Annotated in this window: 18 protein-coding genes; 3 read left to right on the top strand and 15 right to left on the bottom strand. The window is 68.5% G+C overall.

What is annotated here, in order from left to right:
• Positions 1-7 precede the first annotated feature (7 nt).
• From OSH07_RS01575 to OSH07_RS01625, 11 genes are all read right to left on the bottom strand, one after another.
• Positions 8-1096 carry an MBL fold metallo-hydrolase gene (locus OSH07_RS01575; RefSeq protein ID WP_266336848.1) on the bottom strand — a complete coding sequence of 363 codons (1089 nt, stop codon included), beginning with the start codon at positions 1094-1096 and terminating at the stop codon, positions 8-10.
• Positions 1084-2814, bottom strand: a complete 1731-nt coding sequence (locus OSH07_RS01580) for an ABC transporter permease (protein ID WP_266336849.1) — start codon at positions 2812-2814, stop codon at positions 1084-1086. The genes OSH07_RS01575 and OSH07_RS01580 overlap by 13 nt, the downstream gene beginning before the upstream one ends.
• Positions 2815-2816: 2 nt before the next feature.
• A complete protein-coding gene (locus OSH07_RS01585; RefSeq protein WP_266336850.1) occupies positions 2817-3782 on the bottom strand; it encodes an ABC transporter substrate-binding protein in 966 nt (321 codons plus the stop codon).
• Positions 3783-3829: 47 nt separating this feature from the next.
• Positions 3830-4906 carry an ABC transporter ATP-binding protein gene (locus OSH07_RS01590; protein ID WP_266336851.1) on the bottom strand — a complete coding sequence of 359 codons (1077 nt, stop codon included), beginning with the start codon at positions 4904-4906 and terminating at the stop codon, positions 3830-3832.
• Between the two features lie 209 nt (positions 4907-5115).
• The gene (locus OSH07_RS01595) at positions 5116-6165 is read right to left on the bottom strand and encodes a lactonase family protein (protein ID WP_266336852.1); all 1050 of its coding nucleotides are present in this window, start codon (positions 6163-6165) and stop codon (positions 5116-5118) included.
• 319 nt (positions 6166-6484) lie between these two features.
• A complete protein-coding gene (locus OSH07_RS01600) occupies positions 6485-7636 on the bottom strand; it encodes an alanine racemase (RefSeq protein WP_266336853.1) in 1152 nt (383 codons plus the stop codon).
• Positions 7637-7718: 82 nt separating this feature from the next.
• Complete coding sequence (locus OSH07_RS01605) at positions 7719-9320, bottom strand: N-acyl-D-amino-acid deacylase family protein (RefSeq protein ID WP_266336854.1); 1602 nt, start codon at positions 9318-9320, stop codon at positions 7719-7721.
• Positions 9317-10369, bottom strand: coding sequence for a Gfo/Idh/MocA family protein (locus OSH07_RS01610; RefSeq protein WP_266336855.1), 1053 nt, complete (start codon positions 10367-10369; stop codon positions 9317-9319). Before OSH07_RS01610 ends, OSH07_RS01605 begins: the two co-directional genes overlap by 4 nt.
• The gene (locus OSH07_RS01615; protein ID WP_266336856.1) at positions 10366-11286 is read right to left on the bottom strand and encodes a carbohydrate ABC transporter permease; all 921 of its coding nucleotides are present in this window, start codon (positions 11284-11286) and stop codon (positions 10366-10368) included. Before OSH07_RS01615 ends, OSH07_RS01610 begins: the two co-directional genes overlap by 4 nt.
• The gene (locus tag OSH07_RS01620) at positions 11283-12197 is read right to left on the bottom strand and encodes a carbohydrate ABC transporter permease (protein ID WP_266336857.1); all 915 of its coding nucleotides are present in this window, start codon (positions 12195-12197) and stop codon (positions 11283-11285) included. Before OSH07_RS01620 ends, OSH07_RS01615 begins: the two co-directional genes overlap by 4 nt.
• Positions 12198-12307: 110 nt before the next feature.
• The gene (locus OSH07_RS01625) at positions 12308-13651 is read right to left on the bottom strand and encodes an ABC transporter substrate-binding protein (protein ID WP_266336858.1); all 1344 of its coding nucleotides are present in this window, start codon (positions 13649-13651) and stop codon (positions 12308-12310) included.
• Positions 13652-14213: 562 nt separating this feature from the next.
• On the opposite strand from OSH07_RS01625, the gene OSH07_RS01630 reads away from it, so the two are divergent.
• The 3 genes from OSH07_RS01630 to OSH07_RS01640 all read left to right on the top strand — a co-directional run bounded on the left by OSH07_RS01630 (position 14214) and on the right by OSH07_RS01640 (position 18981).
• Positions 14214-15827 carry a CYTH and CHAD domain-containing protein gene (locus OSH07_RS01630; RefSeq protein WP_266337357.1) on the top strand — a complete coding sequence of 538 codons (1614 nt, stop codon included), beginning with the start codon at positions 14214-14216 and terminating at the stop codon, positions 15825-15827.
• 382 nt (positions 15828-16209) lie between these two features.
• Entirely contained in the window at positions 16210-17853 is a 1644-nt protein-coding gene (locus OSH07_RS01635; protein WP_420909582.1) for an arylsulfatase, read from the top strand.
• A gap of 129 nt (positions 17854-17982) precedes the next feature.
• The gene (locus OSH07_RS01640; protein WP_266336859.1) at positions 17983-18981 is read left to right on the top strand and encodes a GGDEF domain-containing protein; all 999 of its coding nucleotides are present in this window, start codon (positions 17983-17985) and stop codon (positions 18979-18981) included.
• Between the two features lie 16 nt (positions 18982-18997).
• Here the strand turns inward: OSH07_RS01640 and nikE are convergent, their stop codons facing one another.
• Genes nikE through nikB form a run of 4 tightly spaced genes read right to left on the bottom strand, consistent with a single transcriptional unit; the run spans position 18998 to position 22396 of the window.
• Complete coding sequence (gene nikE / locus OSH07_RS01645) at positions 18998-19804, bottom strand: nickel import ATP-binding protein NikE (RefSeq protein WP_266336860.1); 807 nt, start codon at positions 19802-19804, stop codon at positions 18998-19000.
• A complete protein-coding gene (locus OSH07_RS01650) occupies positions 19801-20580 on the bottom strand; it encodes a nickel import ATP-binding protein NikD (protein ID WP_420909583.1) in 780 nt (259 codons plus the stop codon). The genes nikE and OSH07_RS01650 overlap by 4 nt, the downstream gene beginning before the upstream one ends.
• Positions 20577-21404, bottom strand: coding sequence for a nickel ABC transporter permease subunit NikC (nikC, locus tag OSH07_RS01655; RefSeq protein ID WP_266337360.1), 828 nt, complete (start codon positions 21402-21404; stop codon positions 20577-20579). Before nikC ends, OSH07_RS01650 begins: the two co-directional genes overlap by 4 nt.
• Positions 21405-21451: 47 nt before the next feature.
• Positions 21452-22396, bottom strand: a complete 945-nt coding sequence (gene nikB, locus OSH07_RS01660; protein WP_266336861.1) for a nickel ABC transporter permease subunit NikB — start codon at positions 22394-22396, stop codon at positions 21452-21454.
• Positions 22397-22402 lie beyond the last annotated feature (6 nt).

Raw genomic sequence — 22402 nt, forward strand, 5'->3', positions numbered from 1 at the left:
GGGCAGGTCATCGGCTATTCGCAAGGTTGATATTGGCCTGCCAGGACAGGCGGTCGCCGAGCCGGCCGGCGAGGACCGGCATGCTGGCGGGAGCGGTGAAGGCGGCGATCACCGTCCGCGCGCCGAGCCGGTCGACGAGGTCGAGCGTGTCCGCGAGGCGCGGATGCACGTTCCAGGGCAGCCAGCGCGCCTCGCCGGCGGCGATCAGCCGGGCGGCCGGCGTGCCGGCGGGGACATGGCCGCTGAACAGGAAGCGGAACCCCTCGTCGCGGCGGGCGTAGAGCGTCGCGGCGAATCCGGATTCCGCGTTCGCTTCGGTGGCGATGACGACGTCGTCGGGCGTCACGGGTCCGTCGGCGAGTGTCGCCAGCAGGGCGGCGGACGCGTCCGTGGCGCCGGGCGCGGCGAGCCCGGAGCGGTCGGCGGCCAGATGCTCGACCTCGGCGCGGATCGCCGGGCATAGCCTGGGCCGCAGGCCGAGCGCGGAGAGGCGCAGCGCCATTTCCGGCCCGCGTCCGAACGCCGGCACGCAGAGCACGGCCCCGTCCCGCGCCGCTTCGGCGATATCATCGATCTGGCTTTCCAGCGTCGTCTCGCGGTCGCCATAGGAGGCATCGGTGAAGACGGTCGCGGCCGGCGGCGGCGGGTCGAACGGGAACACGGTCGATTCCACGCTCCAGTCGCCGGTGTAGAGAAAGCCGCCGGCTTCGGCCGTGTGGACCCATATGCCGCCCGGCGCATGGCCGGACCGGCCGGTGGTCAGCGCAACGCCGGCGACGGTGGCGGTGCCGCGGAGCGGCAGGACATGGCGATCGGCCGGGGCGACGAGCGTTTCCGAAATCTGCCGCCATATTTCCGCCGTCGCATACACGGGCGGATTGCCGATCGTCCCGCGCAGGCCGAGGCCGCCGACATGGTCGATATGCGCATGCGAGAGCAGGATGGCGTCGACGCGGCCGACCTTGGTGAGATCCGGCAGCACGCCCGCTTCCGGTCCCTCGCCGAGATCGAGCAGCAGGCGGGCGCCGCCGATTTCGAGAAGGAAGGCGGCGGGGAGCTTGCCGCCGACGCCGCTGATGACCGTCAGTTTTGCCATGGCAGAACCCCGCGCGGCAGGAAGCGGGACAGCGCCGAGGCAGTCAGCATCAGTGCGAGCACGATGGCGACCATCAGGCAGCCCACGGCGGCGGCGAGCGTCGATGACCCGCCTTCCTCCAGGAAAACGACCATCGGCCCCAGCGTCTTCGCCTTCGACGAGACGAGCAGGATCGAGGACTGGATCTCGTTGAGCGCGCTCATGAAGACGATGATGGCGCCGGCCGCCGCGGCGGGGGAGACGAGCGGGCCGACGATGTCGCGCATCCGCCGCAGGAAACCGGCGCCCGCCACCCGCGCCGCCTCCTCGAGCGAGCGGTCGACCTGTGCGAAGCCGCCGAGCGTCGAGCGCAGAGACAATGCCAGGTACGACGCCAGATAGGCGGCGAGGATGATCCACACCGTGCCGTAGATGCTGAAGCCGGTGAAGGGCAGCGGCTTCAGGAAGAACAGGATCATGGCGACGCCGATGACGATGCCGGGCAGGGCATAGGCGAGTTCGCCGGCGAGATGCAGCACGCGCACGAAGCCGCTGCGATGCCAGGTCAGGAAGTAGCCGAGCAGGATCGAGACGGCGGTCAGCACGAGCGCCGTCGTGGTCGTCAGCCACAGGCTGGTGAGGAAGCCTTCGCGGATCGCCGCCTGGCGGAAGAGGGCGCTGGTGTAGTTCTGGAGCGTCAGGGTCGCCAGCGTCAGCTCCTGGCCGAAGCCCCGGACGAGCGAGGTGGTGACGAGCGCCGACAGCGGCAGGACGAGCGTCGCGACGAGGACTAGCCAGGCGAAAAGCTCGACCGGCAACCGCCAGCGGCCGAGGCGGAGCGTCAGCGGCCGTGCCGACCCGTCGACGCGGACATCCCGTCGGCTGCCGAGCCAGCCGGCCAGCGTGATGCCGCCGATGGTGAGCGCGGCGAGCAGCATGGAGAGGATCGCCATGTCGGCGAGCGCGGAGGGGCCCACGGTGTTGAGTTTCTGGTAGATCAGCGTGATCAGCGTCGGGAAACGGGCGGGGATGCCGAGCATCGCCTGGATGCCGAAATTGCCGATCGCCGAGACGAAGGCGAGCGCGGCGCCGGCGAAGATGCCCGCCCGCGCCAGCGGCAGGATGATGGTGAGGAGCAGCCGCGCCTGCGAGGCGCCGGCGGCCTGGCCGGCCTCGACCAGTTCGGCCGGCAGGCGGCGCAGCGCGGCGCGCACGGTCAGGAAGACGAGCGGGCTGTTGTAGATGCCGAGCAGCAGCACGATGCCGGCTTCGGAATAGAGCGGATGACGGGCGCCGGCCGGCAGCGACAGGCCGAGCAGGCCGAGGATCGGGCTCGACGGCGAGAAGGCCTGCACCCAGGCGAGCGCCGATACCTGCGGCGGGATCATCAGCGGCAGGATGAAGGCGAACACCCAGACGGACTTGCCGCGCATGTCGGTCAGCGCCACCAGCGTCGCCGCCAGCGTGCCGCCGATCAGCGAGACGAGCGTCGAGAACAGGGCGACGCGCAGCGTGTTGACGGTCGCCGCCAGCACCTGGCGCGTGCCCAGCACCTCGCCGAGACGGCTGGCATCCGGCCAGCCGTCCGGCGCGATCGCCGTGAAGACGAGGCGCAGCAGCGGCGCGAAGGAAAGCCCGATGACGAAGAGCCCGAGTGCCCCCAGCACCCAGGTCTCCGTCGAAAGGGAGAGCGCCCGTCTGGGGCGCTCCCGGGCAAAGCCGGCCGCTGCCAAGGTCATGCTCAGCCGCCGAAGGTGGCGGTGAACTTGGCGCGGACGTCGGCGTCGGTGGCGACCGCCGCGTCGGCATCCATCGGCAGCAGCTTGATGTCGGTGAGCTTGGGGAAGCCGGCCGGCGGCGTCAGCGTCGGGTCGAGCGGCATGTTGCCCTGCTTCACCACCATTTCCTGGCCTTCCTTCGAGAGCAGGAAGTCGATGAAGAGCTTGGCGTCGGCCGGGTTCTTGGCCGAGGAAAGGATCGCGGCCGGCTCGGTGATGAACGAGACGCCTTCCTTCGGGAAGATCAGGTCGACGGGCGAGCCGGCGGCCTTGGCGCGGATGACGTCGGCGTCGGCGATCAGGCCGTATTTGGCGATGCCGCTGGCGACCGCCTTCAGGGCCGGGCCGTTGCCGCCTTCCGGCGCGATGTCGAGCTTGGCGAGGCCGGTGTAGAAGTCCCAGCCGATCGCCGGCACGTGGATGACGGTGTGCAGGTGGTTGAGGGCCGCGCCCGAATAGAGCGGGCTCGGCACGGCGATCTGGTTGCGGTTCGCCTCGTCGAGCAGCGCGTTCCAGCTGTCGATCGGCTTGGCCGAGGCCGTGTTGTAGGCGATGCCGGTCGAGATGATCTTCGTGCCGAAGAACATCATGTCCTTGTCGTAGGTCGCCTTGTCATAGGCGCCGACCTTGGCTTCCGGATAGGCGAGCAGGCGGCCGTCCTTCTTGAGCTGGCCGAGATTGATGGTGTCGGCGACGAGCAGCACGTCCGGGCGGATGTCGCCGGCGGCGATCTCGGCCTGCAGCACGTTCATCAGCTGGCTGGTGCCGTTGCGGGTCCATTCGACCTTCACGTCCGGGTACTTGGCCTGGAAGGCGTCGACGGTCTGCTGGGCGATTTCGGCGCTCTGCGAGGTGTAGAGCGTCAGGGTGCCGGCATTGGCGGCGGTGCCGGCCAGGAGCAGAAGGGCAGTCGCGGCGAGGATGCGCATGATGGCTGTCTCTGTTTCAAAGGGAGGCGGAAGGGGCAGCATGGAAGTCAGGCGGCGAGGGCGGGGATGACCCAGCCATCGCCGATGGCAAGCGACACCGGCGCGCCGGGCGCGAGCGGTGCCTGTTCGGGAAGATCGAAGGCGAGGACGGTCTCGGGTGCGGCTTCGCAGACCGCTTCGGCGCGAAAACTGCCGCCGCGATAGGAGAGGCGGCGGATGCGGGCGGGAAGGCTCGTCTCGCCTGGCACGGCGAGGCGGATATCCTGCGGGTGCAGCCCGATCGCGGCGCTTCGGCGCGCGCGTTCGCCCGGCGCGCAGCGCAGCGTCACCGGGGCGCCGAGGATGTTTGCCTGCGCGCGGCCCGCGCCGTCGGCGATGATATCCTCGGCCGGCAGCACGATGCCTTCGCCGATGAAGCCGGCGACCATTTCGGTGGCGGGTTCGCGATAGAGCGTTGCCGGGGCTGCGAACTGCACCAGCCTTCCGGCATCCATCACCGCGACGCGGTCGGCGAGCGCCATTGCCTCGGACTGGTCATGCGTGATGTAGACCATGGTCGAGCCGCTCGCCTGGTGGAAGCGGGTGAACTCGTGTTCCATGGCGGCGCGCAGATGCACGTCGAGATTGGCGAGCGGCTCGTCGAGCAGGACGATGCCGTTGCGGGCGGCGAGGCAGCGGCTGAGCGCCACGCGCTGGCGCTGGCCGCCGGAAAGATCGGAAGGGCGGCGCTCGGCCATCCCGTCGAGCGCGACGGTTTTCAGCGCCTCGGCGACGCGGCGCCTGCGCTCACCGGCCGGGACGCCCGTGACCTTCAGGCTGTAGCCGACATTCTCGGCCACCGACATGTGGGGCCAGAGCGCATAGTTCTGGAAGACGATGCCGAGATCGCGTTGTTCCGGCGGCGTGTGATGGCTGGCCGAAGACGCTAGTTCGCCGGCAAAGCGAATGCTGCCGGCGTCCGGCCGCTCGAACCCTGCGATCAGCCGCAGCAGCGTCGTCTTCCCGCAACCCGACGGCCCCAGCACGGCGACGAACTCGCCGGACTGGATGTGCATGCTGACATCCGAGACGACCCGGTTGCCGCCGAATGCCTTGCCGAGTCCCGAGATCGCGATATCCGTCATCACCCGTCTTCGCTTCCTGCTGGAGGCGCGTCCGGTACCGCGCCATCAGGCGCTCAGTGACGGCGTTTGTTGTCAGCGTTGCGAAGCTGGCGCGACAGTTCGATGACAATTTTCATCGCGCCAGCGGCATGGAGGCGGCGCCGGGGAGCGGCTTCCCCGACGTCGTCGTCGGTCGGGCGCGGCGCGGTTTCCGTCGCGAAATAGCGCTGTCAGGCCCGCTGCTGCGCCAGGATCCAGCCGGGGAACGCGCATTCGAACGCGGTCGCCGCCGAGACCGGCACGCCGTCCTCAAGCGTTAATACGGCGATGCGCGAGGAGTCCCATCCTGCGACGAGCAGCCGGTCGCCCTGCACCAGCAGGTGCTGCGGCCAGAACACGGTCGAGTCGATCTCGGAGACAAGCCTGGGCGTGGCGCCGGATACGTCGAAGGTCGAAATCGTGTCGTTGCCGCGATTGGCGAAATAGACGAAGCGGCCATCGGCCGAGCGCTGGATGTCGCCGGGATAATTGCGGCGGTGGCGGGTGCGGGCGGGACCCGGCCGCGTCGTGCTCGGCACGCTCTGCCAGGCGCCTTCCGGCGCGCCGGGATGGCCGACGAGAAGGTTGGAGCCGAGCTCGCCCGAAATGGCGAGGCGGCCGTCGTTCAGCACCACGGCATGGCGCGGACCGCAGCCGGCCGGGAGCTTCGTCACCCGAGTCTGCGTCAGCGCCTCGGCGCCCGGCTTCGAAAGGTCGACGCTGAATTCGCGCACCGAATCGTCGCCAAGGTCGATGACGAACAGCGTTTCGCCGACGAAGAAGGCCTGGTGCGGATGGGCGTCGTCCTGACGGTCGAGTTCCGGGCCACCGCCCGCGAGTTTCACGAGCGCGACGTCGCCATCGAAGCTGCCATCGGCGGCGAGGCGCTGCAGGCCGAGCGTCGAGGTGGTGTAGTTGGTGAAGACCAGCAGCCTGCCCGAGGGATCGACGACCTGGTGGCAGGGCTCGGCGCCGCCGCTTTCCTTCTCGCCGATCGTCTCGGCCTTGTCGCCGTCGATCCGCCAGGCGTGGATCGAGCCGTCCATGCCGACCCGCGAGGTGCCGTAGATCACCGGCAGGGTCGGGTGCCAGGCCAGCGCCGAGAGATGCTCGGCCCGTCCGAGCGTCTCGCCCTTCCAGGCACCGTCCTTCAGCGCCCAGCGCGTCAGGCCGTGCAGTTCGAAAACGCCGCGCGAGGCGATGAAGAGCGCCTCGCCGCTGGCGAGATGGACGTCGGACATGTTGGTCTCCCCCGATCGAATTTTGCTGTTCCCGTGGAGCTTAGTGCAAGATCCATCGGCTCTGAAACAAGACGCTCTGCTTCACCTCTCGCCTTGAGGAGGTGTCTGTCAAACACCATCCTCATCATGCTGAGGAGGCCCGGAGGGCCGTCTCGAAGCACGCAGGGCGGCTGTGCAATCGATCGGCTGCATCGCCTCCGTGCGTCCTTCGAGGCCCGAGCTGCGCTCGGGCACCTCAGGATGATGGAAATCGTGCGCGGCATGACGGCTGGACAGGGACGCCATGGGAGAGGAGAGCAGCTGCTCCGCGTCCCGATCTCTACTCCGAAGAACCCGGCCCGAACCCTTCCCAGGTCTCCACCACCTTGCCGTCGCCGAGGATGGCGGCCCGGCGGAGCATGGCGAAAGCCATGCAGACATGGTTCGGCACGATTTCCAGCCGCGTGCCGACCGGCAGCGGCGTCGGCTCGCCTTCGCCGTGCCAGCGCAGCCAGCCATGCTCCTCCGACATCTTCTCGATCACCCAGCCGGGTGCATTCACGATCAGCCCCATGCCCGGATATTCGTCGCGGTGGGCGGCGGCCGGCACAAGGTCGGTCGACAGCGACTTCGAGCCGGCGTCGATGCAGGCGCGGTCGGGATCGGGATGGCTGACGACGGTGCCGATGACGCGGACGGCGACGCTGTCGAGCGTGGCGTTGCCGAGCGCGATCTGGCCGACATCGTTGAAGGCGTAGATGCCGGGGCGGATCTGCGTCACGCCCGACACATGCGCGACGGCGCGGGCCGAGGCGGAGGCGCCGAGCGAGACGATCGGCAGCGCGATGCCGGTGGCGCGGATCGCCTCGGCGACGCCGACCATGAGTTCACCGGCGGCGACGGCGCGCGCCTCGAGGTCGGCGCGGTCCTTTGCGCCATAGGTGGCGCCCTCATGCGTATAGATGCCGACCAGCTCGACGCCGGGCGCGGCGGCAATCGCGCTGGCGACCTCGGCCGCCTTGGCCGGCGTGACGCCCTCGCGGCCGAGGCCGGAATCGATCGCCAGCATCATGCGCGCGGTTTCGCCCGAAGCCGCGAAGACGGCGCCGATGCTCGCCGCCGCGGCGACGCTGTCGGTCGCGAACAGCGCGTCGGCGCGGCGCGAAAGCGCCAGCGCGCGCGCGCCGTTCTCGGCGCCGAAGATCGGGTTGGCGATGAAGAGCCGCTCGATGCCGGCATCGGCGAAGGCTTCCGCCTCGCCGAGCTTGGCGACGCAGAGCCCGTGCGCGCCGCGCTCGATCTGGCGGCGGCCGGCCTCGGCCATGCGATGCGTCTTGGCATGCGGGAACAGTTCGACCCCGGCCGAACGGGCGATCGCCGCCATCTCGTCGAGGTTGGCGTCGAGGACGTCGCGATCGAGCACGAGGCCCGGCGTGGCGACCGGGATTTCGGCCCAGCGGGAGGCGGCGACGGCGGGGGCGGTGGCGGACATGCGGGGAGCCTTTGGTCGGATGGGCGGGCGGATCGGTGCGGCGTTCATAGCAGCGCGCTCATGCGATGAGCACGCTGAAATATCAGGCAGGCATGCGGATGACGCGGCCGGCGCGGCGACCGGTCATCTGGCCGTCCTCCAGCGCCAGTTCGCCATTGACCATCACATGGAAGATGCCGGAGGCGGCCTGGCGCGGCACCTCATAGGTCGCGTGCGACTTCACCGTCAGGTGGTCGAACACGACGAGGTCGGCCTTGGCGCCCTCGACGATGCGGCCGCGGTCGGGCTGGCGCAGGCGGTTCGCCGCCGTGCTGGTCATGTGGCGGACGCATTCGGCGAGCGTGAGCACCTTCTCCTCGCGCACATAGGTTTCCAGCATGCGCGGGAAGGTGCCCCAGGAGCGTGGATGCGGCCGGTCGCCGACCAGGATGCCGTCGCTGCCGACCGTGTGCTCGTCACGCTGCATCAGCGCGCGCACATGTTCCTCGTGGCCGATGAAGAAGACGCAAGGGGCGCTGCGCTCGGTGGCGACGAGCAGGTCGAGCGCGAATTCGGCCGGGCGCTTGCCGGCCTTCGCGGCAGCGGTGGCGAGGTCGGTCGCCATCACCCATTCGAGCTCCGGCACGCCGGGCGTGCCGACGACATGCACCGTCGACCAGTTGACGGTCAGGCCCTGGTGACCGTCCGAGCCGATGACGTCGAGCGCCTCGATGATCTTCGCACGGTCTTCCGGCGAGCGGAGGCGCGCCATCTGCTCGGCGCCCGTGCCGGCGAGCGCCCAACTCGGCAATTGCGACAGCAGCGTCGTCATGCCGGCGAGATAGGGGTAGCTGTCGAAGGTCAGGTCGACGCCGTCGGCGATGGCGTCGTCGAGCATCTTCAAAAGTTCCGGCAGCTTGCCGCGATTGCATTCGAAGGAGAGGTGCGTGTGGGCGAGATGCAGCGCGACGCCGGAGCGGCGGGCGATCTCGAAACACTCCCGGTAGCCGCCGAGCGCGTCGAGGCCGTAATTGCGGTGATGCGGGCAATAGAAGCCGCCATATTCCGCCACCACCTCGCAGAGCGCCACCAGCTCGTCGGTGTCGGAATACATCGCCGGCACATAGGTGAGGCCGGTCGAGAGACCAACGCCGCCTTCCTCGAGCGCGGTGCGCAGCAGCGCCTTCATCTGCTCCAGCTCGTCGGATGTGGCGAGGCGGGGGGCGTTGCCCATCACCAGCATGCGCAGATTGCCGTGCGGCACGAGATAGGCGGTGTTGACCGCCGTGTTGCCGTCGAGCCGCTTCAGATATTCGGCGACCGAGCGCCAGTTCCAGTCGAAGCCCGGCGGATCGTCGTTCCAGCCCTTCAATTGCGCGCGAAGCTCGGCCAGCGTCGCCTCGTCGATCGGCGCGTAGCTGAGGCCGTCCTGGCCGAGCACCTCGGTCGTCACCCCCTGCGTGATCTTCGAGGTGTGGTCGGGCTGGACCAGCACCTGCAGGTCGGAATGGGTGTGCATGTCGATGAAGCCGGGCGCGAGGATCAGCCCGGGAATCGCGATGATGCGGTCGGCTTCGAGCTTTTCCGTGCCGTCGGTGACGCGGACGATGCGGTCGCCTTCCACCAGCACGTCGCCGCGCACGGGATCGGAACCGAGGCCGTCGACGAGGATGCCGCCGGCAAACAGCGTGGTCTTTGCAGTCATTCTGTGGGGATCCGTATCTTCTCTCCGGTCCGGGCGCTCTCGTAGATGGCGTCCGTGACGGCGACCACATGGGCCGCGAGTTCCGCTGTCAGGCCGGTCGGCGCGGGGGCGCCCTGCGCGCAGGCGATCAGCGCCTTGGTCGGGGCGCCGGCGTCATAGACGCCCGATGCTTCGACGGGGTTGTATTCGACGACGTCGCCATTCGCCCGCACCAGGCGGACATGGTCGGCGACGGAATCGAGCCAGATCTGCCCCTTCGAGCCATAGAGCGCCATGTGCCATTGCGGCCGCGCCAGGTAGGGATGGGTCGAGGCGCTGCTGATCGCCGCCGAACCGCCGCCGGCGAATTCGGCGTTGACGGTCGCGTGCAGGTCGATCTCGCGGCCCGGCGGATAGGTGCTGGCGTTGAGCGCGACGATCGGTTCGCCGGCCAGCCATTCGATCAGGCCGAGCTGGTGCGACATCGAGACGGCGGCCGAGCCGCCGCCCGAGATTCTGCGGTCGGTATAGGTCGAGGCGGCCGAGCTGCCGTCGCCACCCCAGCCGCCATCCGTGCCGCCCATCAGCAGCGCACGCGTGTTGACGGCGAGATGCATGGTCAGATGTTCGATCGCGCCGATCTCGCCGGCGTCGATCAGCTGCTTCGAGAGCGCGAAGCATGGCGCGGCCGGCCAGCCGAAGCCGACGAGGAGCACGCGGCCGACGCGCTCCGCCGTGTCGCGCATGCGGCGCGCGGCGCCTCCTTCGAGCGCGAACGGCTTTTCCACCAGCACATGCGCGCCGGCCTCAAGCGCCGCGATCACCTGTTCTTCGTGCGCCACCGGCGGGCTGGAGACGACGACGATGTCGGGCTTTTCGGCCAGCACGTCGCGCCAGTCGGCAAAGGCGTGCGGAACGTCGAAGGCGGCGGCGAGCTTCTGCGCCGTCTCGGCGTTCGGGCTCGAAAGAGCCAACAGATCGACATCGGGATGGGCGGCGAGCGTCGGCAGATGGCTCGACTGCGACCAGGCGCCGGCGCTGATGACGCCGGCGCGGATGGGCTTGGTCATTTCACGGCTCCGGCGGTCAGCGCGCCGACGACATGGCGCTGGAAGATGACGACCAGCACGACGGGCGGGATCATCGACATGACAGTGGCGGCGGCGAGCGCGTTCCAGTTGAACTGCTGCACCGACTGGAAGCCGGCGAGCAGCGGTGGCACGGTCAGCTGGTTGGTGAGCACGAGCGAATAGAAGAACTCGCTCCACGCCTCGAGGAAGATCAGCACGCCGGCGGCGACGAGGCCGGGCCGGGCGAGCGGCATGACGATGATCCAGAGCGTCTGCAGCCGCGAGGCGCCGTCGATCTTCGCCGCCTCCTCGATCTCGCGCGGCAGCTGGTCGAAATAGTTCTTCAGGATCATGATCGCGAGCGGCAGCGTGAACACGTTGTAGCTGATGATCAGCGCCCAGGGCGTGTTCAGGATGCCGACGACGCGGAAGGCCACGAAGAACGGGCCGATGATGGCGATCGCCGGCACGACGCGCGAGACGATGATCGACAGCTCGAACAGGCGCGAGCCGCGGAACGGGTAGCGCGACAGGCCATAGGCGGCGATGCCGGCGATGAAGAGGTTCAGCACCACCAGCACGGCGCTGACGAAGAAGCTCTGGCCGATCGCCGGGATGAGGCGCGCGCCCATGTCGGTGCTGCCGAAGCCCTTCGAGCCGGTCGCCCCCGTCAGCACCGAGCGGTAATTGTCGAACGTGATGCTGGAGGGAACCATCGGGAAGGGTTTGACGCCGAGCTGGGTCGGCGTGATCAGGCTGGAGACGACGAGATACCAGACCGGCAGCAGGATCCAGACGGCGAAGACGGCGACGCAGAGATAGAGGATGACCGTCGCCGTGGTGCTGCGCTTGAGGCCGGCGGCCGTGGCGGCCTTGCCGCGCCGGCGCGGCGCGCGGGAAAGGGCGATGTCGCTCATGCCGGTTGCCTTTCCGTGCGGTAGAGCAGCTTGACGGTGATGAGGCCGCCGGCCAGCGCGATGAAGCCGAGGATGACGGCGAGCGCCGAGCCGAGGCCGATCTGGGTGACGCCGAAGAGCTGGCGGTAGATCAGGATCGACAGCACCTGGGTCGCGTCGCCCGGTCCGCCCTGGGTCATGGCGAAGATCACGTCGAACTGCAGGAAGGCGTAGATGATGTTGAGCACCGTGACGGTGACGAGCGCTGGCCGCAGCCAGGGCAGGGTGATGTTGCGGAAGCGTTGCCAGAGATTGGCGCCGTCGAGCGAGGCGGCCTCGTTCAGGTCGTCGGGCAGGGTCTGCAGGCCGGCGAGCAGCAGGATGCCGGCGAAGCTCGCCTGACGCCACACGGCGGCGGCGATCGTGATCGCCAGCGCCGAATTCGGGTCGGACAGGAAGTCGTGATAGTCGCTGGTGGCGCCGAGCATCAGCAGCACGGCGTTGAGGCCGCCGACGCTGCCATCGGCGAACCACTTCCACAGGATGCCGATCATCAGCCAGGGCGTCGCCCAGGGAATGATCAGCAGGGCGCGGGCGAGGCCGCGGCCGATGAAGCGCTGGTTGAGCAGCAGCGCCATGGCGAGGCCGATCAGCGTCGAGAACACGACGAAGCCGATCGAGAAGATGATCGTCACCTTGGCGGAGCGCCAGAACACCGAGCTGCCGAGCACGATGGTGTAGTTTTCGAGCCCGACGAACGGGCCGAGGCTGCGGCCGTTCGCCGGCACGTCGTGCAGGCTGTAGAGGATGGTGAGCGTCGTCGGGACGAGCAGCAGGACGGCCAGGATGAGGCCGGCCGGTGCCGTCAGCCGGAAGCCGAAACGCCGGTCGTCGCGGCTGAGCGCGCCGCTGGAAATGGGTGAGGCCGACACGGTCACTCCCTCGGGCATGTCATGGGTTTGCGGCGACGGGGCAGGATGGCCGCGTGGACCGTTCCTGCCCCGTCGACCTCTCCCTCAGGAAGAGGCAAAGAAGGGCAGCCTCAGAGGCTGCGGCCCTTCTGGGCGCCATTCGCCGCCGTCGTCAGGTCCTCGACCGTCTGCTTCGGCGTCGCCTGGCCGAGCAGCAGCGCATGCACGATGTCGCCGACCTTGGCCTGGAAGTCCGGATACCAGGGCAGCGTGCGCGCCGGCACGACCTTGGAGCCGGTGGCGAACGTCTTCGAGATCATCGGCAGGTCGAAATAGTCCGGGAAGGCGGCGATCACGTCGGGGTCGGTGAAGAAGCCCGGATAGGGCGCGGCGAGGCCGGCGGCCTTGGCCCATTGGTTGAAGACGCTGAACTTGCCGGCCGAATCCTTCCAGCCATAGAACTTCATCAGGTCCCAGGCCGCCTCGCGCCGGGCCGGATCCTCGCCGGCGCCGAGCTGCAGCACCTCGCCGATCTGGAAGGTGTGATTGGAGCCGCCGATCGGGCCCTGCATGACGTTGTTCGATTCCGGGCCGCCGAGGCTGCGGATCGACGACAGGAAGTAGTGGTGCAGCACGAAGAAGGCGGCTTCGCCCTGCGCCATCTGGTTGGAGAGCTTGCCGGGGTCGTCGTTAAGCACCGACTTCGGCGCCAGGCCCTCCTGGTACATCGCCTGCCACCATTCGAAGACGCCCTCGGTCTTCGGGTCGTCGGCGAAGACGGGCTTGCCGGCGGCGTCGAAGGCGGTGACGCCCTCGTTCAGCAGATAGGTGTGCAGGTATTCCTCGCAGAATTCCTTCACCCAATAGGCGACATAGGGCGAGGCGACGACGTTCTTGTCCTTGAGCGTCTTCGACGCGTCATAGACTTCCTTCAGCGTCTGCGGCGCGGCGGCGATGCCGGCCGCCTTCAGCATGCGGTCGTTGTAGTGCATCATGTGCACGGCGGAGAAATAGGGCGCGCTGATGATGTCGCCGGCGGCGTTGACATAGGCCGAGCGGGCGCTCTCGAACATGTCGCCGACCATGTCGTCGACACCGGGCAGGCCGTTCAGCTTCGACGCCCAGCCCTGGTCGATGAACTTCTGCGAATTGTAGGCGAAGTTGTAGTAGAGATCGATCGCGTCGCCGCCGCGAAGCCGCGTCTGCAGCGCCGGCGAATAGCCGAGATTGGGGATGACGGCGACATTGACGGCCGGATTGCCCTTGGCCGTCCACTCGCCGACCAGCTTCTTGATCGTGTCGGGCTGGAAGTCCCAGGCGAGCATGTCGAGCGAACCGGTGAAGCCGGCGGCCTCGGCGCGGCCGGCGAGGCCCGGCGCCAGCATGGCGGCGAGCGCGGTGGCGCCGCCGGCCTTCAGAAAGGCGCGCCGATCGAGGCCGCCCGCAAGCTTCATCCCTGTGTCTCTGGTCTTCATCGTGAACCCCTTCCCTTGGGTGGTCTTCCGCGTCGTCTCGCGGGAGGCGGCCCGGCCGCTCCGCGCCGTCCGGGGTCGCGGACTGTTGCCGTCCGTCGACCCTTTGGTCTTCCGTTCGCCCGAAACCTCGATCGCGGCGCCTGGCGCCGAGTCCCCTGTGCCAGTCTCCGGTCTGGTCGGTGGACGGCGAAGCCTGTTCTTGTCGCGTTGGGCGGGGAAATTCCGGAAGAACTCCGACCCCGCTTCGGCGTCGGGCTTTCGACGTCACCGGCCACGTTATGGCAGGGACTATCAAATATCAACGCTCAATATTGTCCGTAAAATCATCATATGATCGTTGTTCGGACAGCCTCCGGCGGCATCGAGACTGCCTGCGCGCGCGCTGGCGACGAAACGGGCAGGGAGCGGCAAGGAACCGGAAAGGCAACGGCAAAGAAAACCGGCAAGTGATTTGTGAAACGCGCGGGAAGGCGTAGATCTGGAGGGGGTCCGGATCGGCTTCGGCTGCAACCGGGCGTGGCTACGGACGGTTCGGTGGGCAGGGGAGGTGGTCTTGCATAGCGTGCGGGGTGGGGATGGGGAGCTTGGCGCGGCGCGGCGGCATGCCCCCTGGGCGGCGGACCCGGCGGGCGACGAGGAGACGGAACTCAAGCTCCTGTGCCGCGATCCGGCGGATCTCGACCTTGTCGCGGCGATGCCGCTCCTGGCCCAGGCGGCCGCGAGGCGCACCCGGCAACTGGTCTCGACCTATTACGACACGCCGGACTACAGGCTGCTGCGGCAGGGCTATACGCTGCGCGTCCGCGACGATGTCGGCCGCTACATCGTGACGGTCAAGGCGAAGCGCGGACCGGGGTTGACCCGGTTCGAGCGCGAGGAAAGGCACAGTTCGGCGCAGCTCGATCGCCAGCAGCTGAAGCGCCTGCTTCCCGTCGCGCTCCTCGACGCGCTGGAGGGCGAGCCGCTTTTGCCGGTGTTCGTGTCGCGGATCGAGCGCGAGGAGGTCACGCTCGATTTCGCCGGCGCCTCGATCGAGGTCGCCATGGATCGCGGCCGGGTTATCGCCGGCGCGCGGGCCGAGCCGTTCGTGGAGCTAGAGCTGGAGCTGAAGCGCGGCCCGGTCGCGGCGCTCTACGCGCTTGCGCTGGAGCTTTCGGCCGATGTGGCGCTGGTGCCGAGCGCGCGCACCAAGTCGGATCGCGGCTTCGCCCTCGCGCTCGGCAGCGCAGGATTGCCCGAGCCCGGCGCGAGCGTCGCTCCCTCGCTCAGGCGCGACATGACGAGCGACGAGGCGATGTTGGCCATCCTTACCGCCGCCCTGGCGCAGGCGGTCGATCACCTGCCGCGGGTGGGCGACGCGGGCGATCCCGAGGGCGTCCACCAGCTTCGCGTGGCGCTGCGCCGGATCCGCGTGGCGCTGTGGCTGGCGCAGCAGGTCGGCCCGCCGGAGAAGGCGCGCGCCTTGTCGGCCGAGGCCGCCTGGCTGGCGAATGAGCTCAGCGACGCTCGCGAATGGGACGTGCTGGCGACCGAGACGATGCCGGCCGTCGCCGACCGGGGCCTGGAAGGCGAGGGCTTTCGGGAGCTGGCGGCGCGCATCGAGCCGCTGCGGCTGGCGGCGCATGCCCGCGCGGGGGCGGCGATGGCGTCGTCCCGCGCCGGGCGCTTCCTGCTCGATCTCGGCCTCTGGGCGAGCCGGCATGGCTGGCGCGACGGCGCGACGGACGGGCGGGGGCCGACGGACCGTCCGGTCGCCCGGCTGGCGAAGAAGGCGCTCGTCGCGTCGCATCGCAAGGTGCTCCGCCGTGGTCGCAACTTCGATCGCCTCGATGCCGAGGGGCGGCATCGCCTGCGCATCGCCCTCAAGACGCTGCGCTATGCCAGCGACATGTTCCTGCCGATGGTGCAGGCCGGGCGGAGGGCGGAGCGGCATGTCGACCGGCTGAGGCAGCTGCAGGACGATCTCGGGCGGCAGAACGATGCCCGTCGGTCGCCGGAGCTGCTGGGCCGGCTTGCCGACGCGGAACTCTCCCCCGCCGCCAACCGCGCCCTCGGCGTCCTGCTCGGCCAGGAGGCCTTCGGCCGCGTCGAGGCGGAGGCGGCGCTTCGCCGTGACTGGGCCGCGTTCCGGAGGCGCTTCGCCGTCGGCCGCAAGCAGGGGAAGCGGCGGCGCTAGAGCGCTTTCGAGCGAAGTGGATACCGGCTTTCGTGAAGAAACCGCGACAAGACAAAGAGTCGGATCGTTTTCCCTTTCTTCGCGGCACTGAGCTGGTCTTCGCCCGGCGGATGCCCGCTCATTCCCAGTATCGGGAGATCGCCGGTCCGGATCGGCCCGTGAAAATCCCTCCCGCCGGCGCGCGAATCATCTCGCGAGCTTGTCATTGGAAGTTGCAGAGGCCGCCATTGTATGGTCCCGGCCGGGCACGCCGATCGAATGCAATTGGATCTTTGTCAGACTTCTTTATTTTGAGGAGTGGATAATGAGCCTGCAGCATTCAATGTCTGATCGGGCCGCCATGAATTGTCGGCGCGCCGGTTTTGGTCTTCTCGCCGCTGGAATGATGGTGGCGTCGGCGCTGAGCAGCGCCGGCCCGGCGTTGGCTCAGGCGCCCGCCGAAAAGCCCAACATCCTGGTGATCATGGGTGACGATGTGGGCTGGTTCAATATCGGCGCCTATCATCGCGGCATCATGTCGGGCAAGACGCCCAACCTCGACAGGCTGGCGTCGGAAGGCATGATGTTCACCGACTATTATGCCGAGGCGAGTTGCACTGCCGGCCGCGCCAACTTCATCACCGGCGAACTGCCGATCCGCACCGGCCTCACCACCGTCGGCCAGGCCGGCGCAGATGTCGGCATGCCGGACCAGGCCGTGACGCTGGCCACCGTGCTCAAGGCGCAGGGCTACGAGACCGGGCAGTTCGGCAAGAATCACCTCGGCGACCTGAACAGGTATCTGCCGACCGTGCACGGCTTCGACGAGTTCTTTGGCTACTTGTACCATCTGGACGCCATGTCCGATCCCTACTGGTACGATTACCCGCAGGACTGGATCGACAAATATGGCCCGCGCGACCTGATCCACAGCTACGCCACGGCGACGGACGACACCACGGTCGAGACGCGCTGGGGCAAGGTCGGCAAGCAGCGTATCGTCGACGAGGGTCCGCTGGCGCCGTTCCCGAACATGGAAGGGCGGCAGAACTGGCAGAAGGGCCGCGACGCCAAATACAACATGGAGACGTTCGACGACGTGCTGGTCAAGGCCAGCAGCGACTTCATGGACAAGGCCAAGAAGGACGGCAAGCCGTTCTTCGTCTGGCACAACACCACGCGCATGCACGTCTTCACGTACATCCCGCCCAAGTATCAGGCGATGATGACGCCGACCTCGAACTATGGTCTCGAGGAAGCCGGCATGGCGCAGATGGACGACAGCATCGGCGCGCTGTTGCAGCACGTGAAGGACATCGGCGAGGAAAACAACACCATCGTCATCTTCACGACCGACAACGGCGCCGAGGTGTTCACCTGGCCGGATGGCGGCATGACGCCGTTCAAGGCGACCAAGGGCACGACCTGGGAAGGCGGCTTCCGCGTGCCGGCGATCATCCGCTGGCCGGGCCAGGTCAAGCCGGGCAGCATCGAGAACGGTATATTCTCCGGCCTCGACTGGCTGCCGACGCTCGCGGCGGCTGCCGGCAATCCCGACATCAAGGAACAGCTGCTGAAGGGCGTCCAGCTCAACGGCCAGACCTACAAGAACCATCTGGACGGCTACAACCAGCTCGACCTGCTGCGGGGCAAGGGACCGTCGGCCCGGCATGAGCTGTTCTATTTCGGTGGCGCGAAGCTCGGCGCACTGCGCTTCGACGACTTCAAGTTCCAGTTCTTCCAGCAGCCCTATGGCTGGCCGGGCGAGAAGGTCACGACCGACATGCCGACGATCGTCAACATCCGGCAGGACCCGTTCGAGAGGACGCCGTCGATCCGGGGCGAGACGATCAACGACATGGGTGGCGGCTACATGAACGACTTCTACGCCCGCCAGTTCTGGCGCTTCGTTCTCGTGCAGAAGGCCGTTGCCGAGCTCGCGAGCACGGCGCTGGAATTTCCGCCGATGCAAGCGCCGGCCTCGTTCAATCTCGAGGCCGTCAAGGCGCAGATCGACGAGGCGCTGAAGAACCAGTCGGGCCAGTAGCCCGCGCGATCGGCGGGGCGTCTTCGGCGCCCCGCTTACTCGATGTTTACGACACCTTGGATTGCGTCTTTCCATTGCAGCCGATACCTGTGATCCTGTCCGGGCATCGTTTCGCAATTGCAATGGCTTATGTGGCAAACTCCTCCCCCGCCTGCATCCGAGGCCGAACGTCTCGCCGAACTGCAGAGCTACGACATTCTCGACACGACGCCGGATGAGCGCTTCGACCGGATCACCCGGATCGCGTCGCGCTATTACGCGGCCGACGTCGCGTTCCTGAGCTTCATCGACGCCAGCCAGCAATGGATGAAATCGCGCAGTTGCGACGCGCTGCACGAGCATATCGACCGCGACCAGGCCGTCTGCACGCTGGTGATCGCGGCGGACGACGACGTGGTGATCGAGGACATGCGGACGTCGCCGCGGCTGGATGGACATCCGATCGCCGGCAATCTGCCCTGGCGCTTCTATGCCGGCGTGCCGCTGCGCGGCGAGCAGGGCCACATCATCGGCACGCTCTGCATCCTGCGCGAGGCGCCGGGCGCCCCTGCCGCCTTCAGCACCGACATCCTGCGCGATCTCGCCGCCATTTCCAGCCACGAGCTGCTGCTCGCCAAGCGCAACACCGAGCTGCGCAAGCTGAGCCATACGGACGCGCTGACCGGCCTCGCCAACCGCCGCATGTTCGACGACGAGTTCGAGCGGACCTGGCGGCGCGCCCGCCGCACCGGCGAGCCCGCCTCGGTGCTCCTGATCGACCTCGACCATTTCAAGCAGATCAATGACGGGCTCGGTCATGCCGGCGGCGACGCCGTGCTGGCGCGATTCGGCCAGATGCTGCCCGGCTCGGCCCGGCGTTCCGACGACCTGGCCGCGCGCGTCGGCGGCGAGGAATTCGCGCTCATCCTGAGCGGCACCGACCAGGCCGGCGCGGCGATCGTGGCGCAGCGCCTCCTCGACGATCTCGCGGCGGCGGCGATCCCGCATCCGACGCGCGGCACCGCCTCGACCAGCATCGGCCTCGCGACTCTCGCCTCCGGCGAGACGGCGGCCGACTGGCTGGCGCGCGCCGACCGCGGCCTCTATGCCGCCAAGGCCGCCGGCCGCGCCACCATGCGCGCGGGCTGACCGGCGCGCCGGTCGGCTAGGCCGGTTCCAGCGATCGATGCACCGGCCGCGCCGGCAGGATGGCGGCCTGCAGCAGCCGGCCCTCGGCCGAGCGCAGTTCCAGCCCGCGTCCGACGGCGGCGTCCTCCTGGATCCGCCCTTCCGCCAGCACGATGACGCGGCTGCAGAAGAGGCGCACCAGGCGAAGGTCGTGCGTGATGAACAGCACGGCCATCTTCAGGGTCGACTGTAGTTCCCTCAGCAGCGCGATCATCTGCATCTGCAGCACGAGGTCGAGATTGGAGACGGCTTCGTCCAGCACCAGCAGTTTCGGCGCCGGCGCGATGGCGCGGGCGATGCAGACGCGCTGCAGCTGGCCGCCACTCATCTGCGTCGGCAGCTTGCGGGCATCATCCGGTGCGAGGCCGACCTGCATCAGCAGAGAACGGACCCTGCGCTCGCGCGCGTCCGCGTCGAGCGTCGTCAGGTGGCGCAACGGCTCGGCGATGATGCGGCCGACCGTATGGCGCGGGTTGGTGGCCCCGATCGAATCCTGGAACACGATCTGCACCGAGCGCCGGTAGGTCCGGTATGCCTCGCCGGAGAGGCCGCGCAGATCGCTTCCTTCGAAGGCGACGCTGCCGGCGTCCGGCCGCTCGAAGCCGAGCAGCAGCCGGCCGAGCGTGCTCTTGCCGGAGCCGCTGCGGCCGAGCAGCGCGATGCTCTCGCCGGCCGCGATATCCAGCGACACGTCGCGGAGCGCCGCCTTCGGCGCGGATTTCCCGACCAGCGACGTGGTGGAATAGACCTTCGACACCGAGCGCGCGGAGAGGATGGGACTCATGCGACCTCCGGATAGAGCGCCATGTGCGCTTCGACCAGTTCGCGGGTCGCGGCGCGCTTCGGGTTGTCGAAGATCTCGCGGGTCGGCGCCGTCTCGATGATGCGGCCGTTCTCCATCACCGTTACCTCGTCGGCGAGCCGCGCCACGACGCCCATGTCATGCGTGATCATGAGGACGCCGAGATTGCGGCGGCGGGCGAGGTCGTCGAGCAGGTCGAGGATCCGCGCCTGGACGATCAGGTCGAGGTCGGTGGTCGGCTCGTCGGCGAACAGGAACGGCGCGTCCGAAAGCAGCGCCAGCGCGATCATCGCCCGCTGCAGCATGCCGCCGCTCATCTCGAACGGATGCAACTGTAGTACCGCGTCGCCATCCTCGAGGCCGACGGTCGCGAACGCCTCCAGCGTCCGGCCACGCCAGCCGGAATCGAGCTTGCCGACCGCGCGCAGCGTTTCCCTGGCGTGATCCGCCATGGTGAGGACCGGATTGAAGGCCGAGCGCGGGTTCTGCAGGATCGTCGCCACGAGGTGGCCCCGCAGCTTTTCCGATGCGATGGGCCGGCCGTCATGGAGCACGCGGCCGGCGGTGACCCGGACGCCGGGCGGCAGCACGCCCTGGGCGCCGCCGCAGGTCATCGACTTGCCGCACCCGCTGGCACCGACGAGGGCGAGGATGCGCCCGCGCCGGATCGTCAGGCTGGCGCCGTCGACGAGGACGTGGTCGTGGTCGCCATGCCTGGCCGCGATGCGCAGGTCTTCGATGGTGAGCGTCTCGGTCAATGCTGGTGGTCTCCATGCAGGCTCGGATCGAGCCGGTCGCGCACCGCGTCGCCCAGTATGTTGAAGGCCATCACGCTCAGGAGCAGCGCGAGGCCGGGCCAGACGATCAGCATCGGGTTGGACCAGACGAACTGGCGGGCGTCGCCGATCATCACGCCCCATTCGGCGGTTGGCGGCTGCACGCCGAGGCCCAGGAAGGAGAGGCCGGCGACGTGCAGCATCATGTGGCCGATGTCGAGCGTGGCGAGCACGATCATCTGCGCCAGGATGGCGGGGAGCAGGTGCTCCATGAAGATCCGTACCCGGCCCGCCCCGGCGGCGCGCGAGGCGAGCACGAAATCGCGCTGCCGGAAGGAAAGCACGAGGCCGCGCACCATGCGCGCGTACCAGGCGAAGTGCGACAGCGCGATGGCGATGACGACGTTGACCATGCCGGTGCCGAGGATGCCGATCAGGAACAGCGCGAGCACGATGGTCGGGAAGGCGAGGAAGATGTCGCAGAAGCGCATCACTGCCTGGTCGACCCGGCCGCCGAGATAGCCGGACGCGCCGCCGACGGCGATCGCGAGCGTCATGATCAGCACGATGCAGAGCGCGACCGATCCGAGCGATATCCGCGTTCCATAGATCAGGCGGGAGAGTTCGTCGCGGCCGAGATGGTCGGTGCCGAGCCAGTGCGCCAGGCTCGGCCCCTGCAGGCGCTGGGTCAGGTCGACGGCGTTGGGGTCATAGGGCGCGATCCACGGCGCGGCGACGGCGGCGATGGCGAGCACGACCACGATGGCAAGGGCGAGCCGCACCAGCCAGGTGTCGCGCAGCGGCAAGCGCCAGGCGGGGCGCCGGGGCGCGTGTTCGTCGAGGCTGGCAAGGGTCACGGGGCGGCCTCCGCATTCAGGCGGATGCGCGGATCGAGCCACGCATAGAGGACGTCGACCAGCAGGTTGCAGACGACGAAGATCGTCACCAGGAACAGGGTGAAGCACTGGATGACGGGGAAGTCGCGGCTGTAGATCGCCGACACGGCATAGCGGCCGATGCCCGGCCAGCCGAACACGCTTTCGATCACCAGCGTGCCGCCCAAGAGCTCGCCGACATGCATGCCGGTCGCCGTCACGATCGGCAGCATGGCGTTACGCAGGATGTGCGAGCGTTCCACCTGCCGGTCGGAGAGACCGCGCAGCCGCGCATAGAGCACATGCCGGGCGCTGGCCGTCTCCAGCATGCTGGCGCGCAGCAGGCGGGCATTGATGGCGAGCGACATGAACGAGACGGCGAGCACCGGCATGATCATGTGCTGCCAGCCGCCCTTGCCCATCGGCGGCAGCCATCTGAGCGTCAGCGAGAAGAGCAGCACGAGCAGGAAGCCGAGCCAGAAGTTCGGCGTCGAGACGCCGAGGAAGGCGAAGCCGCGCACGAGGTGGTCGGGCCAGCGGTCCCTGTAGCGCGCCGACCAGATGCCGAGCGGCACCGAGACGGTGAGCGTGAACAGCAGCGCCAGCCCGGCGAGCTCCAGCGTCGCCGGCAGATAGTGCAGGATGTCGTCGAGGACGGGGCGCCGCGTGACGTGCGAGACGCCGAAGTCGCCCTTCACCGCGTTGCTGATCCAGCTGACATACTGCGAGAGAATGGGCTGGTCGAGGCCAAGCGTGTGGCGTGCTTCGGCGACGGCGCCCGGCGTCGGCGGGATGTTCGAGAGCTTGAGATAGGCGACGGCCGGATCGCCGGGCGCCATCCGCAGGATGACGAACATCAGGATCGAGACGCCGAGCAGGATCGGGACGAGCAGGAGCAACCTGCGGAGGATGAAGCCGGCCATGGCGGC

The sequence above is a fragment of the Kaistia nematophila genome (genome assembly GCF_026343855.1).
Classification (GTDB): Bacteria; Pseudomonadota; Alphaproteobacteria; order Rhizobiales; family Kaistiaceae; genus Kaistia; species Kaistia nematophila.